A 15052-nucleotide genomic window follows, 5' to 3' on the forward strand; every position below is an offset into this window, starting at 1 on the left:
CCATGCGCTTCCGCCACCCCGACGGCTCCACCGTCCACCTGGCCTACTGCACCAACGTCCACCCCGCCGAGACCCTCGACGGCGTCCTCGCCCAGCTGCGGGACCACTGCGAGCCCGTCCGCCGCCGCCTGGGCCGGGACAGGCTCGGCATCGGCCTGTGGCTCGCCAAGGACGCCGCCCACGCCCTGGTCACCGACCCGTCCGCGCTGCGCGGCCTGCGCTGCGAACTCGACCGGCGCGGCCTCGAGGTCGTCACCCTCAACGGCTTCCCCTACGAGGGCTTCGGCGCCGAGGAGGTCAAGTACCGCGTCTACAAGCCGGACTGGGCCGATCCCGAGCGCCTGGAGCACACCACCTCGCTGGCCCGCCTGCTCGCCGGACTCCTCCCCGACGACGTCCCCGACGGCAGCATCTCCACCCTGCCGCTGGCCTGGCGCACCGCCCACGACCCGGAGCGCGCCGAAACCTCCCGCGCCGCCCTGCGCACCCTCGCCGAACGCCTCGACGCGCTCCAGGAGCTGACCGGGCGCTCCATCCGCATCGCCCTGGAGCCGGAACCCGGCTGCGTCGTCGAAACCACCCACGACGCCATCGAACCGCTCACCGCGATCGACCACGACCGCATCGGCATCTGTGTCGACACCTGCCACCTCGCCACCTCCTTCGAAGACCCGCACACCGCCCTGGACGACCTCACCCGGGCCGGCGTCCCCGTGGTCAAGTCCCAGCTCTCCGCCGCACTGCACGCCGAACAGCCCCACCTCCCCGAGGTCCGCGAGGCCCTGGCCGCCTTCGCGGAACCCCGCTTCCTGCACCAGACCCGCACCTCCCCCACTCTCGACTCCGCTCGAGCGGGAGGGACCCCCATCGCCGCCGGACTGCGCGGCACCGACGACCTCGCCGAGGCCCTGGCCGGCGACGCCCTGCCCGACGCGGCACCCTGGCGCGCCCACTTCCACGTCCCGCTGCACGCGGCCCCCACCGCACCCCTCACCTCCACGCTGCCCGTCCTGAAGGCCGCCCTGACCCGGCTCGTCGGCGGCCCGCACCCGCTCACCTGCCACCTCGAGGTCGAGACCTACACCTGGCAGGCCCTCCCACCCGAGCTGCGGCCCCGGGGCCGCGCCCAGCTCGCCGACGGCATCGCCGCCGAACTCACCCTCGCCCGCGACCTGCTGACGGACCTAGGCCTGAAGGAACTCCCATGACCCCGGACCCCACAGCGGACCCCACCGCCGGCCCCACCCCCCTCCTCGTCCTCGACGTCGTGGGTCTCACCCCCCGCCTCCTCGACCACATGCCCCACCTCAAGAAGCTCGGCCAGTCCGGCTCCCGCGCACCGCTCGGCACCGTGCTGCCCGCCGTCACCTGCGCCGCCCAGTCCACCTTCCTCACCGGCACCCTCCCCTCCGAACACGGCATCGTCGGCAACGGCTGGTACTTCCGCGAACTCGGTGACGTCCTGCTGTGGCGCCAGCACAACGGACTCGTCGCCGGGGACAAACTCTGGGACGCCGCCCGCCGCGCCCACCCCGGCTACACCGTCGCCAACATCTGCTGGTGGTACGCCATGGGCGCCGACACCGACATCACCGTCACCCCCCGCCCGGTCTACTACGCCGACGGCCGCAAGGAACCCGACTGCTACACCAGGCCCCCGGCCCTGCACGACGAACTCACCGAAGAACTCGGCACCTTCCCGCTCTTCCACTTCTGGGGCCCCGGCGCGGACCTCGTCTCCAGCCGGTGGATCATCGACGCGACCCGCCACATCAACCGCACCCGCCACCCCGACCTGACCCTCTGCTACCTCCCTCACCTCGACTACGACCTGCAGCGCTTCGGCCCCGACGACCCGCGCTCCCTGAAAGCCGCCGCCGACCTGGACGCCGCCCTGGCCCCGCTCCTGGACGACGCCCGCGCCGAGGGGCGCACCGTCGTCGCGCTGTCCGAGTACGGCATCACCCGGGTGAACCGGGCCGTGGACATCAACCGCGCCCTGCGCCGCGCGGGCCTGCTGGAGGTACACACGCAGGACGGCATGGAATACCTCGACCCGATGGCGTCGCGCGCCTTCGCGGTCGCCGACCATCAGATCGCCCACGTCTACGTGCGCCGCCCCGAGGACCTCGACGCCACCCGGGCCGCCCTCGAAGGGCTCCCCGGGATCGAGCAACTCCTCGACGACGAGGGCAAGAAGGCGCACCACCTCGACCACCCGCGCGCCGGCGAACTGGTCGCCGTCGCCGAACCCGACGCCTGGTTCACGTACTACTACTGGCTCGACGACGAGCGCGCGCCCGACTTCGCGCAACTCGTCGAGATCCACCGCAAACCCGGCTACGACCCGGTCGAGCTCTTCATGGACCCCCTCGACCCGTACGTCAAGGTCAAGGCGGCCACTGCACTGGCGCGCAAGAAGATCGGCATGCGCTACCGGATGGCGGTCGTGCCCCTCGACCCCTCGCCTGTTCGGGGCAGCCACGGCCGCCTCCCCGCGAGCGACGACGACGGTCCGCTCCTCATCTGCTCCACCCCCCGTGCCGTCGGCGACCGCGTCGCGGCCACCGATGTCAAACAACTCCTGCTCCGGCTCGCCGGACTCGGCTGACGCACCACCACGGCTGACGCACCACCACGCAGCCCCTCCGAGATCCAGCTACGGAGAGTGAAACACACGGTACTGACAACGGCCGGTCCCGGCAGGACCGGAACCGGCCACGACCGAAAAGGCAGGCCACTCGTGACCCTGTACTCCGACCCCTCCCGCGCCGAGACCGTCACCGCCTCGGCCACCGACGCCCCGGACGAGGGACTGCGCCGCTCCCTGGGCGTGGACCGGCGCCGTTTCCTCAGCACCTGCACCGCCGTGGCGGCCGGGGCCGTCGCGCTCCCCGTCTTCGGGGCCGCCCCCGCCCTGGCCCACGACCGCGGCAGAGACCACGGCCACGGGCACGACCACGGTCACGGGAGCGGCGGGCAGGTGCTCGTCCCGCCGCACAAGCGCGGCATCATCCTCTACACCGTCCGTGACGCCACCGGCCGCGACCCCCTGTCCACCGATCTGCCCTCCGGCTTCCGCGAGGTGTTCAAGCAGCTGGCCCGCCACGGCTACCGCCAGGTGGAGTTCGCCGGCTACAACCAGCACGCGAACGCACCCGGCGGCGCCAGTCTCGAATCCGTCGCGGGAGCGAGGCTGCTGCGCTCCTGGCTCGACGACTACGGCCTGCGCGCCCAGGGCAACCACGGCTTCATCCCGTCCTCCTGGCCGTTGACCACGACGGACCTGGACACCTTCAAGAAGCACCTCGAGATCGCCAACATCCTCGGCCTGGAGCACATGGGCACCGGCGGCGACCCCACCGGCAGCTCCCACCGCGCCGACTGGGACGTGGCCGCCGACAAGTGGAACGCCCTCGGCGCGATCGCCCGCCGCGAGGGCATCAAGCTCTACACCCACAACCACGACGGCGCCTACGGCTTCCTGCTCGACGGCGGCCCGCTGGACGACCAGGGTCGGCCGACCCGCAGTTCGGGCATCCGGAAGCTGGAGTACTTCCTCAAGATCACCGACCCCAAGGCCGTCTGGCTGGAGATGGACATCTTCTGGGCGCACGTCGCCCAGTACAAGTTCCACACGTACACCGCCCACGACGGCTCCACGCGCAGGAACGTCTTCGACCCGGCCGGCCTGGTCGCCCGCAACAACAAGCGCTACCCGCTGTTCCACGCCAAGGACGGCGTCGTCAGCACGACCAACGGCATGGGCTACGAGATGGTGCCCTTCGGAACCGGCGTCATCGACTACACGACGTTCTTCTCCCGGGTCGGGCAGCGGAACTACCACAACCCGATGGTCGAGGACGACACCGCCCCGAGCGCCACCGACCCCGGGCAGTCGCTGCGCGAGGCCAAGATCAGCTACGACAACCTGGCGGCCCTGCGCAAGCGTCGCCGCTGACCGGGAAAGCGCACACGGACCGGGCGGTCCCTCCCGCAGTACGCGGGAGGGACCGCCCGGTCCGTGTGGACGAAGCTCTCGTGCCGGTGTCGGTGCCGGTGTCGTGAAACAGGGACGGTGTGCGGCTCCGGCGGTCCGCGGGCTCACGCAGTCTCGTCACCGAGCGGCCGCGGGTTCGGGGTGATGCGGGCCTTCGGCCGGCCCGGGGGGTGCAGGAACAGGGCCACGAAACCGGCGAACAGGGAGATCGAGCCGGCGAGGATGAACGCGCCCGCGTAGTCCCACGCGCCCACCACGACGGCACCCATACCGGACCCGAGCAGACCGGAGACCAGCTTCGAGGAGTAGACCAGGCCGTAGTTGGAGGCGTTGTTGTTCTCACCGAAGTAGTCGGCGGTCATCGCCGCGAACATCGGGAAGATGGCACCGCCGCCGAAGCCGGAGATGGACGAGAACAGCAGGAACAGCGGCAGGTTCCCGATGTTCCCGGAGACCAGGATGCCGTACTGGGACAGTCCGAGGACGATGCAGACGAAGATCAGGCACTGCTTGCGGCCGTACCGGTCGGAGAGCCAGCCGATGACCCCGCGGCCGGTGCCGTTGACGATCGCCTTCAGGGACATGGCGGTCGCCACGATGCCTCCGGCGAAGCCCGCTTCGTTGCCGAAGGGCACCTGGAAGGCGATGCCGAAGATGTTCACGCCCGAGGTGCACAGCAGGCAGAACCACATCAGCGCCACCCGGCCGGTGCGCCACGCCTCCATGGGGGTGTACTGGTGCACGGCCGGCGGGTTCTTCTCCAGCGCGCGCCGGGTGCGTGCGTCGGTCGGCTTCTTCAGCGGATCGATGTCGGCCGGCCACCAGTTCTTCGGCGGGTCCTTGAAGAAGTAGCCGGACACCGCCACCACACCGGCCAGGAACACACCCACGGAGACCAGCACCCACCGGAAGTTGGTGAGGTCCATGAAGCCGGTGAAGATGAAGACGAACGGCACCGAACCGTAGGCGAAACCGCCGTTCACGAAGCCGGTCTTGCCGCCCTTGCGCTCCGGATACCACTTGGCGACCATGTTCACGCAGGTCGCGTACACCATGCCGGCGCCCATGCCGCTGAACATGCCGAAGCCGATGTACGCGACGATCACATGCGGTGCGAAGGCGAGCGAGAGATAGCCCAGCAGCGTCCCGACCGCACCGAACATCATCGCCCAGCGGGCCGGCAGTCGGCCGCTCTCCCGCAGCTTGCCCGCCGGGAAGGCCACCGCCGCCTGGAAGAAGACCCAGACCCCCAGCATCCAGAAGATGTGCGCGCTGCTCCACGAGTGAGCCGTGTGCAGGGTGTCCTCGGCCGACGCGAACGCGTACTCAGCCGAGCTGATGCCCATCATGCCGACCCACGGCAGGATGACCATCCACTTGCGTTTGCGGCCCATGATGTCGACGTCGGTCTCACCGAGGCGGTAGACGCGTCCGTTCGCGTCCGTCACCTCCCGGTAGGGAACCGAATTGCGTAGATCAGTCGTTGTCATGTCGTGTTGCACCCCTTGCGTCGAAAGTTCTGGCCAGCGCCCCCTGTCCAATGCCTTTCGTGCGCGTTCGGGTCCCGGGGCCGGCCGACGCGCACCGTCGGCCGGCCCCCCGGTTCACTCACCTCATGAACCGCCCCCCAACATCCCGCCCGTCGCCCGCCACCGCCCTGTCGGAGGGGCCTTCGGCCCCCAGCTTTGACGCCGCACGCGCCCAGCGGTACTTCGCGCCGAGCACGGCCACCGGCTGCTCGGTCGTGTACGGGTACGCCACGACCCCCCGCTCGAAGAGGTACTGGCACGCCTCCTCGACCTCCACGTCACCCGCGAGCGACGCCACCACCGGCTTCTCGACACCCCGTTCGCGGAACTCGGCCACCACCCGCGCGGTGAGCTCGGCGAACACCATGGGAGGCGTGACGATCGTGTGCCAGTAACCGAGGACCAGCGCGTGGATGCGCGGGTCCTCGAGACCCAGCCGGATCGTCGCCTCGTACGTCGACGGCGGCTCGCCCCCGGTGATGTCCACCGGGTTGCCGGCCGCCCCGAACGGCGGGATGAACGCCCGGAACGCCGCGTCCAGATCCGGCGGGATCTCCATCAGCGACAGCCCGTTGTCCGTCACCGCGTCCGACAGCAGCACCCCGCTGCCGCCCGCCCCCGTGATGATCACGACGTTGTCGCCCTTCGGGGTGGGCAGCACCGGCAACGCGCGCGCGTACTCGAGCATGTCGTTCAGGCCCGGCGCGCGGATCACGCCGGCCTGCCGCAGGATGTCGTCGTACACGGCGTCGTCACCCGCCAGGGCGCCGGTGTGCGAGCCCGCGGCCTTCGCGCCCGCCGCCGTACGCCCCGCCTTCAGCACCACGACCGGCTTCTTCGGCACGGTCTCCCGCGCGGCCCGCACGAACGCCCGCCCGTCCTTGAGGTCCTCCAGGTGCATGGCGATGCAGTCGGTGCGCGGGTCCTCCCCGAACCAGGTCAGCAGGTCGTCCTCGTCCAGGTCCGACTTGTTGCCCAGCCCGACGATCGCCGACACACCCGTCCTGGTGGTGCGGGCGAAGCCCAGGATGGCCATCCCGATGCCGCCCGACTGGGAGGTCAGCGCGACCCCGCCCTTGACGTCGTACGGCGTGCAGAACGTGGCGCACAGGTCCTGCCAGGTCGAGTAGTAGCCGTAGATGTTGGGCCCGAGCAGCCGGATGCCGTTCCGCTCGGCGATCGCCACGATCTCGTCCTGGAGTTCGTGCTCACCGGTCTCGGCGAACCCGGAGGGGATGAGGACGGCGTTCGGGATCTTCTTGCGCCCCACCTCCTCCAGCGCCGCGGCCACGAACTTGGCGGGGATCGCGAAGACCGCCACATCCACCTCACCGGGGACGTCCGTGACACTCTTGTACGCCTTGCGGCCCAGAATGTCATCGGCCTTGGGGTTCACCGGATGGATCTCCCCGGCGAAACCGCCGTCGACGAGGTTGCGCATCACCGAGTTGCCGATCTTGCCCGCCTCGTTGGAGGCGCCGATCACGGCCACCGAACGCGGCTGCATCAGCCGCCGCATCGAGGTCAGGATCTCCTCGCGCGAGTACTGGCGGCGCTCCCTGGGCGGCTCGGTGGACAGGATCACGCGGATGTCCGCGGCGACGGCCCCGTCCGGGGTGGCGATCACCGGGTTGAGGTCCACCTCGGCGATCTCCGGGAAGTCCGTGACGAGTTCCGACACCCGGCGGATCTGCTCGGCGACCGCCCACCGGTCCACGCCCGCCTGGCCGCGCACCCCGCGCAGGATCTCCGCCGACCGGATCGAGTCCAGCATCGACAGCGCCTCGTCGGCCTCCACCGGCGCGAGCCGGAAGGTGACGTCCTTGAGCACCTCGACGAGCACCCCGCCGAGACCGAACGCCACCACCTTCCCGAACGTCGGATCGGTGACCGCGCCGACGATGACCTCCTGCCCCTGCGGCAGCAGCTCCTGCACCTGCACACCGTCGATCCGGGCGGCGGGGTCGTAGGCGCGCGCGTTCTCCACGATCCGGCAGAACGCCGCCCGCACATCGGCCGAGCCCTCCACACCGACGATCACACCGCCGGCGTCGGTCTTGTGCAGGATGTCCGGTGAGACGATCTTCATCACGACGGGCCCGCCGAACCGTGCCGCGTACGCCACGGCCTCCTCGACGTCCGTCGCCAGCTCCTCACCCGGTACGGCGATCCCGTACGCGTCCGCCAGCACCTTGCCCTCGGGCGCGGTGAGGGCGGTGCGCCCGTCGGCGCGCACCGCGTCGAGCAGCGCGCGCACCCGGAGCGTGCGGTCCTCGGCCATCACGTCAGATCACTCCGTTCGACTTGAGCAGACGCAGTTCCTCGTCGCCGATCCCGAGCTCGCCGACGAACACCTCTTCGTTGTGCTCGCCGAGCAGCGGGGAGGCGACCACGTCGACGGGGGAGTCGGAGAGCTTCAGCGGGCTGCCGACGGTGACGAACTCGCCGCGCTCGGGGTGCGGGACGGTGACGACCATCTCGTTCGCGGCCAGCGAGGGGTCCTCGATGATCTCCTTGGTGGACAGGATCGGCCCGCACGGGATGTTGTGCGCGTTCAGCCGCTCCAGCACCTCCCACTTGGGCAGCGTCGAGGACCACTCCTCGATCAGCTGGAACATCTTGTTGAGCTGGGGCAACCGCGCCTCCGGTGTCGCCCACTCGGGGTCCTCGGCCAGCTCCGGCCGGCCGATCAGCTCACTGATCGGCTTCCAGCCGACGGGCTGCACGATGACGTACACGTAGTCGTTCGGCCCGCCCGGCGCGCACTTGACCGCCCAGCCGGGCTGCCCCCCGCCGGAGGCGTTTCCGGACCGGGGAACCTCGTCGCCGAAGTCCTCGTTGGGATATTCGGCGAGCGGACCGTGGGTCAGGCGCTGCTGGTCGCGCAGCTTCACCCGGCAGAGGTTGAGCACCGCGTGCTGCATGGCCACGTTCACCCGCTGCCCGCGCCCGGTGTGCTCCCGTTGGAACAGCGCGGCGAGGATGCCCGCCACCACGTGGATGCCCGTGCCCGAGTCCCCGATCTGGGCCCCCGTCGCCAGCGGCGGTCCGTCCTCGAAACCGGTGGTCGACATAGACCCGCCCATGGCCTGCGCGACGACCTCGTACGCCTTGAAGCCGGTGTACGGGCCCTCGCCGAACCCCTTGATGGAGGCGTAGACGATCCGTGGATTGATCTCCTTGATGCGGTCCCAGGTGAAGCCCATCCGGTCGACGGCACCCGGCCCGAAGTTCTCGACCATGACGTCCGAGCGCCGGATCAGCTCGGTGAGGATCTCCTTGCCGCGCTCGGTCTTGGTGTTGAGGGTGATGCTCCGCTTGTTGCAGTTGAGCATCGTGAAGTAGAGGGAGTCGACGTCCGGGAGGTCGCGCAGCTGCTTGCGCGTGATGTCCCCGGTCGGGGCCTCCAGTTTGACGACGTCCGCGCCGAGCCAGGCCAGCAGCTGGGTCGCGGAGGGCCCGGACTGGACATGCGTCATGTCCAGGACGCGGATGCCGTCAAGTGCCTTGGCGGTCATGGGCGTGCACCTCACTTGTACATCGTCTGGTTCATGGTTCCGGGGGCGTACGCGTCCGGGTCCACCCAGACGTTGATCAGGGACGGCTTGCCCGACTCGCGGGCCCGGCGCAGCGCGGGGCCGATGTCGGCGGGGTCGCGGACCTCCTCGCCGTGACCGCCCAGCATCCGCGCGAACTGGTCGTACGGGACGTCGCCGAGGGTGTTGCCGATCCGCTCCCGCTCCTTGCCGTACTTGGCGGCCTGGCCGTAACGGATCTGGTTCATCGAGGAGTTGTTGCCGACGATGCCGACGAAGGGCAGGTCGTAGCGGACGAGGGTCTCGAAGTCCCAGCCGGTCAGGGAGAAGGCGCCGTCGCCGAAGAGGGCGACGACCTCCTTGTCGGGCCGCGCCTGCTTGGCCGCGAGCACGAAGGGGACACCGACGCCGAGGGTGCCCAGCGGGCCCGGGTCCATCCAGTGGCCGGGCGACTTGGGCTGGACGACCTGCCCGGAGAAGGTGACGATGTCGCCGCCGTCCCCGATGTAGATCGAGTCCTCGGTGAGGAAGTCGTTGATCTCGCTGACCAGCCGGTAGGGGTGGATGGGCGAGGCGTCCGACCTGAGCTGCGGCAGCCGCTTCTCCAGCGCGGTCTGCTCGGCCGCACGCAGCTCGTCCAGCCACTCCTTGCGCCTGGAGGCGCCGCCGTTGATCCTTCCGGACACCGCCTCGGTCACCGACTTCAGCACCAGCCCCGCGTCACCGACGATGCCGAGGTCGATGTCGCGGTTCTTGCCGACGGTGCGGTAGTCGAGGTCGATCTGCACGACGGTCGCGGTGGGGGAGAGCCGCTTGCCGTAGCCCATGCGGAAGTCGAAGGGTGTGCCGACGATCACGATGACGTCGGCGTTGGAGAAGGCGTACCGGCGCGACAGCTGGAAGTGGTGCGGGTCGCCGGGCGGCAGGGTGCCGCGTCCCGCGCCGTTCATGTACGCGGGGATGTTGAGGGTGCGGACGAGTTCGGTGGCCGCCTCGGTGCCCCGGGTGGTCCACACCTGGCTGCCGAGCAGGATCGCCGGCTTCTCGGCGTGGGTCAGCAGGTCGGCGAGCTTCTCGACGGCCTCGGGGTCGCCGGCCGAGCGCGTCGAGGCGCGGTAGGCGCCCTGCCGCGGCACGCGTGCCGTGGACGCCGGGACCTTGGCGTCCAGTACGTCGCGCGGGATCTCCAGGAAGGAGGGGCCGGGCGCGCCGTGGTAGCACTCGCGGTAGGCCATCGACACCATGTCCGCCGCGCGCGCCGTGTCCGGCACGGTCGCCGCGAACTTGGTGATGGGGTTCATCATGTCGACGTGCGGCAGGTCCTGCAGGGACCCCATCTTGTGCTGGGTCAGGGCTCCCTGACCGCCGATCAGCAGCATCGGCGACTCGGCGCGGAAGGCGTTGGCGACACCGGTGACGGCGTCGGTGGTGCCGGGGCCCGCGGTGACGACCGCGCAGCCGGGCTTGCCGGTGATCCGTGCGTAGCCGTCGGCCGCGTGCGCGGCCACTTGTTCGTGACGTACGTCGACGACCTCGATGCCCTCGTCCACGCAGCCGTCGTAGATGTCGATGATGTGGCCGCCGCACAGCGTGTAGATGCGGTCGACGCCCTCGGCCTTGAGGGCCTTGGCGACGAGGTGACCGCCGGAGATCAGGTCCTGTGTGTCGTCGGGCATGGCGAAGTCCTGTCCCTTCATAGGGGGTGGGAACGCTCTCGCGTACTGCTCGCGTACCGCTCTCGCAGTACATTGCATACAGTCGACGAATACTGTATGAAGCTTGTTATCCCGCATCCCATGAGTGGTGTCCAGGGGGTGTGCGGCACTTTTCCCCCGCCGGACTCCGGCTTCTCCCAGCGACCTTCCGGCGACTTCGCAGACAGGAGCCGAGATGGACCTGTACGAACACCAGGCAAGGCAACTCTTCGAGGAACACGGCATCGTGGTGCCGAAGGCCGAGGTCACCGACGCGCCCAAGGAAGCCCGCTTGATCGCCCGCCGGCTCGGCGGCCGCGTCGTCGTCAAGGCGCAGGTCAAGACCGGCGGACGCGGCAAGGCGGGCGGAGTGAAGATCGCCGCCGACCCGGCCGCCGCCGAACTGACGGCGCGCCAGATCCTCGGCATGGACATCAAGGGGCACACGGTCGGCAAGGTCATGCTGGCCCAGCCCGTGGAGATCGAGGACGAGTTCTACGTCTCCTACGTCCTCGACCGCGCCGCCGGCCGCTTCCTCGCCATCGTCTCCGCCGAGGGCGGCATGGACATCGAGGAGGTCGCCGCCACCCGCCCCGAGGCCGTCGCGCGCATCCCCGTCGATCCTGCCGAGGGCGTCACCTCGGCGACCGCGGCCCGCATCGCCGAGGCGGCGGGCCTCCCGCCGCAGACCGTCGACGTCCTCGTCCGGCTCTGGGAGGTCCTCGTCCGCGAGGACGCCCTGCTCGTCGAGGTCAATCCGCTCGTCCGCACGCGCGACGGACGGATCATGGCCCTCGACGGCAAGGTCACCCTCGACGACAACGCCCGCTTCCGGCAGGCCCGGTGGGGAGCGGAGGACTCGGCCCACGACGACCCGCTGGAGGCGGCCGCGGCGGCGAAGGGCCTCAACTACGTCAAACTGGACGGCGAGGTCGGCATCATCGGCAACGGCGCCGGCCTGGTCATGTCGACCCTCGACGTCGTCGCCGGCTGCGGAGCCCGCCCCGCCAACTTCCTCGACATCGGCGGCGGGGCGTCGGCGCAGATCATGTCGGACGGACTGTCCGTCATCCTCTCCGACCCGGCCGTGAAATCCGTCTTCGTCAACGTCTTCGGCGGCATCACCGCCTGCGACGCGGTGGCCAACGGCATCGTCCGCGCCCTGGACACCGTCCGGCTGACCAAACCGCTCGTCGTACGCCTCGACGGCAACAACGCGGCCCGGGGCCGCGCCATCCTGGACGATCGCGCCCACCCGCTGGTCGAACAGGCCACCACGATGGACGGCGCTGCGAACCGCGCGGCCCGACTCGCCACCACAGCCTGAGGAGACGGGACATGGCGATCCACCTCACCAAGGAGAGCAAGGTCCTCGTCCAGGGCATGACCGGCGGCGAGGGCATGAAGCACACCCGGCGGATGCTCGCCGCCGGCACGAACGTCGTCGGCGGAGTCAACCCGCGCAAAGCCGGCCGGAGCGTCGACTTCGACGACCGCGCGGTGCCCGTCTTCGGGTCGGTCGCCGATGGCATGCGGGCGACCGGAGCCGACGTCACGGTCGTCTTCGTACCGCCCGCCCACGCCAAGGCCGCCGTCCTGGAGGCGGCCGACGCCGGCATCGGCCTCGCCGTCGTCATCACCGAGGGCATCCCCGTCCACGACTCCGTCGCCTTCACCACGTACGCACGGCGGAAGGGCACCCGGGTCATCGGCCCCAACTGCCCCGGCCTGATCACCCCCGGACAGTCCAACGCCGGCATCATCCCCGCCGACATCACCAAGCCGGGCCGCATCGGACTGGTCTCCAAGTCCGGCACGCTCACCTACCAGCTCATGTACGAGCTGCGGGACATCGGCTTCTCGACCTGCGTCGGCATCGGCGGCGACCCCGTCGTCGGCACCACCCACATCGACTGCCTCGCCGCCTTCCAGGACGACCCCGACACCGACGTCATCGTCCTCATCGGAGAGATCGGTGGCGACGCCGAGGAACGCGCGGCCGCCTACATCGGCGAGCACGTCACCAAGCCGGTCGTCGCCTACATCGCGGGCTTCACCGCACCGGAGGGCCGTACCATGGGCCATGCGGGCGCGATCGTCTCCGGCTCCTCGGGCACGGCACAGGCGAAGCAGGACGCCCTGGAAGCCGTCGGCGTCCGGGTGGGTGGCACACCCACGGAAACGGCACGACACGTACTCGCCGTCCTCGAAGCAGGACGGTGAACCAGAGCGAACCCCAGCCAAGGGCGGCCCCACGGCCCCCTTCTCTCGACCGTGCACCGAGAGCGGAGCGAACCGCATGGCATCCACCACACCCACCCTCACCCTCAAAGCCGGCACCTCCTGGACCGACGCCTGGCAACGCTGCCTCGCCGTCGCCCCCGAGGCCTTCCGGGACGACCGCGTCCTCAACCTCTGGAACGCCGCCTGGCAGGCTGACGGCAGCACGCTGCCCGCCGTCAGCCCCGTCGACGGCAGCCCCGTCGTCGGCCCGCCGCGCCTGGACCGGGCCACCGCCCAGGACGCCGTACGCGCCGCGCTCGACCAGCACCGCGCCTGGCGGCACGTCCCGCTGCCGGAACGCCGCGCCCGCGTCGCCGCCACCCTGGACGCCCTCATCGAACACCGTGAACTGCTCGCCCTCCTCCTCGTCTGGGAGATCGGCAAACCCTGGCGGCTCGCCCAGGCGGACGTCGACCGGGCCATCGACGGCGTGCGCTGGTACGTCGACGGCATCGACGCCATGGTCGCCGGCCGGGCCCCGCTGGACGGGCCGGTGTCCAACATCGCGAGCTGGAACTACCCGATGAGCGTGCTCGTCCACGCCATGCTGGTCCAGGCACTGGCGGGCAACGCGGTCATCGCCAAGACCCCGACCGACGGCGGCGTCGCCTGCCTGACCCTGGCCTCGGCGCTCGCCGTTCGCGAGGGGATCCCCGTCACCCTCGTCAGTGGCAGCGGGGGCGAGCTGTCCGAGGCGCTGGTGCGGGCGCCCGAGATCGGCTGCGTCTCCTTCGTCGGCGGTCGCGACACCGGCGCGGCGGTGGCCACGGCCGTCGCCGACCTCGGCAAGCGGCACATCCTCGAACAGGAGGGACTCAACACCTGGGGCATCTGGAACCACTCGGACTGGGACGCGCTCGCGGCGGTCGTCCCCAAGCTCTTCGACTACGGCAAGCAGCGCTGCACGGCGTATCCGCGCTTCGTCGTCCAGCGACAGCTCTTCGACGAGTTCCTGGCCGCGTACCTCCCCGCGGTGCGCACGCTCAGGATCGGTCACCCGCTCGCCGTGGAGCACCCCGACGACCCCCACCCGCGGCTGGACTTCGGGCCGGTGATCAACGCGGCCAAGGCGAAGGAGCTGCGCGACCAGGTCGCCGAGGCCGTCGAGCGCGGCGCCGTACCGCTGCACCACGGCGACGAGGCGGACGCCCGCTTCCTGCCCGGCCAGGACACCTCGGCGTACGTCCAGCCCGTCACGCTGCTGGACCCGCCCCCGTCGTCGCCGCTGTACCACGCGGAGCCGTTCGGGCCGGTCGACACGATCGTCCTGGTCGACACCGAGGCGGAACTGCTGGCCGCCATGAACGCGTCCAACGGCGCGCTGGTGGCCACGCTGTCCACGGACGACCGGGCCACCTACGACCGGCTCGCCCCGCAGATCCGTGCCTTCAAGGTCGGCCACGGCACCCCGCGCTCCCGCGGTGACCGGGACGAACTGTTCGGCGGGTTCGGCGCCTCCTGGCGCGGCGCCTTCGTCGGCGGCGAGCTGCTGGTCCGCGCCGTGACGCAGGGCCCGGCGGAGGAGCGGCTGCCGGGCAACTTCCCGGAGTACCACCTCATGCCCTGACGAGCCCCGTGCCCCGGGCAGGTCCGGACCCCTGTCCGGGCACGGAAACGCAGGTGAAAGGCACTGCGAAACCTTGGTATGGTTGTCCACGTCGCCGAGGGGAACGCCCCTGACAAGGCGGCACACACCTGGTCCGGGTGGCGGAATGGCAGACGCGCTAGCTTGAGGTGCTAGTGCCCTTTATCGGGCGTGGGGGTTCAAGTCCCCCCTCGGACACTCGCGGGACGTTCACGAGATCGTCCCGAAGCGTTCACGAATTACCGGCCGAGTCATGTTACTCGCCGGTATTTCGTCGTTCCTGGGGCCATCGAGTCTCGTGATCGGCTCGGTGAGGGGGTGGGGCGGTGGCGGTCCAGGTGCTGCGCCTCTCACCTGCGGAAACAGAACATGCCTGCGCGACGGCCGGTAGCCGTGGCGCAGGCATGTGGGGTTTTCAGGGGGCG

General features: G+C 70.4%; 10 protein-coding genes and 1 tRNA gene. 7 read left to right on the plus strand and 4 right to left on the minus strand.

Annotated features, from left to right (window positions below; genetic code table 11):
- The first annotated feature begins 2 nt into the window (after window positions 1-2).
- The 3 genes from eboE (at window position 3) to DIZ27_RS01125 (ending at window position 3961) form a co-directional block, all read left to right on the plus strand.
- Window positions 3-1208, plus strand: coding sequence for a metabolite traffic protein EboE (eboE, locus tag DIZ27_RS01115; protein WP_109376353.1), 1206 nt, complete (start codon window positions 3-5; stop codon window positions 1206-1208).
- Window positions 1205-2611: a nucleotide pyrophosphatase/phosphodiesterase family protein gene (locus tag DIZ27_RS01120; protein ID WP_109376354.1), complete on the plus strand. Its 1407-nt coding sequence runs from the start codon at window positions 1205-1207 to the stop codon at window positions 2609-2611. Before eboE ends, DIZ27_RS01120 begins: the two co-directional genes overlap by 4 nt.
- Before the next feature lie 132 nt (window positions 2612-2743).
- Complete coding sequence (locus DIZ27_RS01125; RefSeq protein ID WP_109376355.1) at window positions 2744-3961, plus strand: sugar phosphate isomerase/epimerase; 1218 nt, start codon at window positions 2744-2746, stop codon at window positions 3959-3961.
- A gap of 143 nt (window positions 3962-4104) precedes the next feature.
- Here DIZ27_RS01125 and DIZ27_RS01130 read toward each other — a convergent pair whose 3' ends face one another.
- The 4 genes from DIZ27_RS01130 to DIZ27_RS01145 form a co-directional block, all read right to left on the minus strand.
- On the minus strand, window positions 4105-5490 hold the full coding sequence (locus DIZ27_RS01130; RefSeq protein WP_109376356.1) for an OFA family MFS transporter: 1386 nt from the start codon (window positions 5488-5490) through the stop codon (window positions 4105-4107).
- A gap of 118 nt (window positions 5491-5608) precedes the next feature.
- A complete protein-coding gene (locus DIZ27_RS01135) occupies window positions 5609-7810 on the minus strand; it encodes an acetate--CoA ligase family protein (RefSeq protein WP_258308175.1) in 2202 nt (733 codons plus the stop codon).
- Window positions 7811-7814: 4 nt separating this feature from the next.
- On the minus strand, window positions 7815-9047 hold the full coding sequence (gene frc / locus DIZ27_RS01140) for a formyl-CoA transferase (RefSeq protein WP_109376357.1): 1233 nt from the start codon (window positions 9045-9047) through the stop codon (window positions 7815-7817).
- 11 nt (window positions 9048-9058) lie between these two features.
- Window positions 9059-10741, minus strand: a complete 1683-nt coding sequence (locus DIZ27_RS01145; protein WP_109376653.1) for a thiamine pyrophosphate-binding protein — start codon at window positions 10739-10741, stop codon at window positions 9059-9061.
- Window positions 10742-10955: 214 nt separating this feature from the next.
- Here DIZ27_RS01145 and sucC point away from each other — a divergent pair, with 214 nt between their 5' ends.
- The 4 genes from sucC to DIZ27_RS01165 all read left to right on the plus strand — a co-directional run bounded on the left by sucC (window position 10956) and on the right by DIZ27_RS01165 (window position 14825).
- Entirely contained in the window at window positions 10956-12086 is a 1131-nt protein-coding gene (sucC, locus tag DIZ27_RS01150) for an ADP-forming succinate--CoA ligase subunit beta (protein ID WP_109376358.1), read from the plus strand.
- Between the two features lie 11 nt (window positions 12087-12097).
- On the plus strand, window positions 12098-12982 hold the full coding sequence (gene sucD / locus DIZ27_RS01155) for a succinate--CoA ligase subunit alpha (RefSeq protein ID WP_109376359.1): 885 nt from the start codon (window positions 12098-12100) through the stop codon (window positions 12980-12982).
- A gap of 76 nt (window positions 12983-13058) precedes the next feature.
- Window positions 13059-14609, plus strand: a complete 1551-nt coding sequence (locus tag DIZ27_RS01160; protein ID WP_109376360.1) for an aldehyde dehydrogenase family protein — start codon at window positions 13059-13061, stop codon at window positions 14607-14609.
- Window positions 14610-14740: 131 nt separating this feature from the next.
- A tRNA-Leu gene (locus DIZ27_RS01165) sits at window positions 14741-14825 on the plus strand.
- Window positions 14826-15052: the final 227 nt, after the last annotated feature.

The sequence above is a fragment of the Streptomyces sp. NWU339 genome (assembly GCF_003143855.1).
In the GTDB taxonomy this organism is placed as follows: Bacteria; Actinomycetota; Actinomycetes; order Streptomycetales; family Streptomycetaceae; genus Streptomyces.

What these genes read in the sequence shown, in the direction of transcription:
- eboE (WP_109376353.1), top strand. Translation starts at nt 3, where the DNA reads ATGCGCTTCCGCCACCCCGACGGCTCCACCGTCCACCTGGCCTACTGC.
- DIZ27_RS01120 (WP_109376354.1), top strand. Translation starts at nt 1,205, where the DNA reads ATGACCCCGGACCCCACAGCGGACCCCACCGCCGGCCCCACCCCCCTC.
- DIZ27_RS01130 (WP_109376356.1), bottom strand. Translation starts at nt 5,490, where the DNA reads ATGACAACGACTGATCTACGCAATTCGGTTCCCTACCGGGAGGTGACG.
- DIZ27_RS01135 (WP_258308175.1), bottom strand. Translation starts at nt 7,810, where the DNA reads ATGGCCGAGGACCGCACGCTCCGGGTGCGCGCGCTGCTCGACGCGGTG.
- frc (WP_109376357.1), bottom strand. Translation starts at nt 9,047, where the DNA reads ATGACCGCCAAGGCACTTGACGGCATCCGCGTCCTGGACATGACGCAT.
- DIZ27_RS01145 (WP_109376653.1), bottom strand. Translation starts at nt 10,741, where the DNA reads ATGCCCGACGACACACAGGACCTGATCTCCGGCGGTCACCTCGTCGCC.
- sucC (WP_109376358.1), top strand. Translation starts at nt 10,956, where the DNA reads ATGGACCTGTACGAACACCAGGCAAGGCAACTCTTCGAGGAACACGGC.
- sucD (WP_109376359.1), top strand. Translation starts at nt 12,098, where the DNA reads ATGGCGATCCACCTCACCAAGGAGAGCAAGGTCCTCGTCCAGGGCATG.
- DIZ27_RS01160 (WP_109376360.1), top strand. Translation starts at nt 13,059, where the DNA reads ATGGCATCCACCACACCCACCCTCACCCTCAAAGCCGGCACCTCCTGG.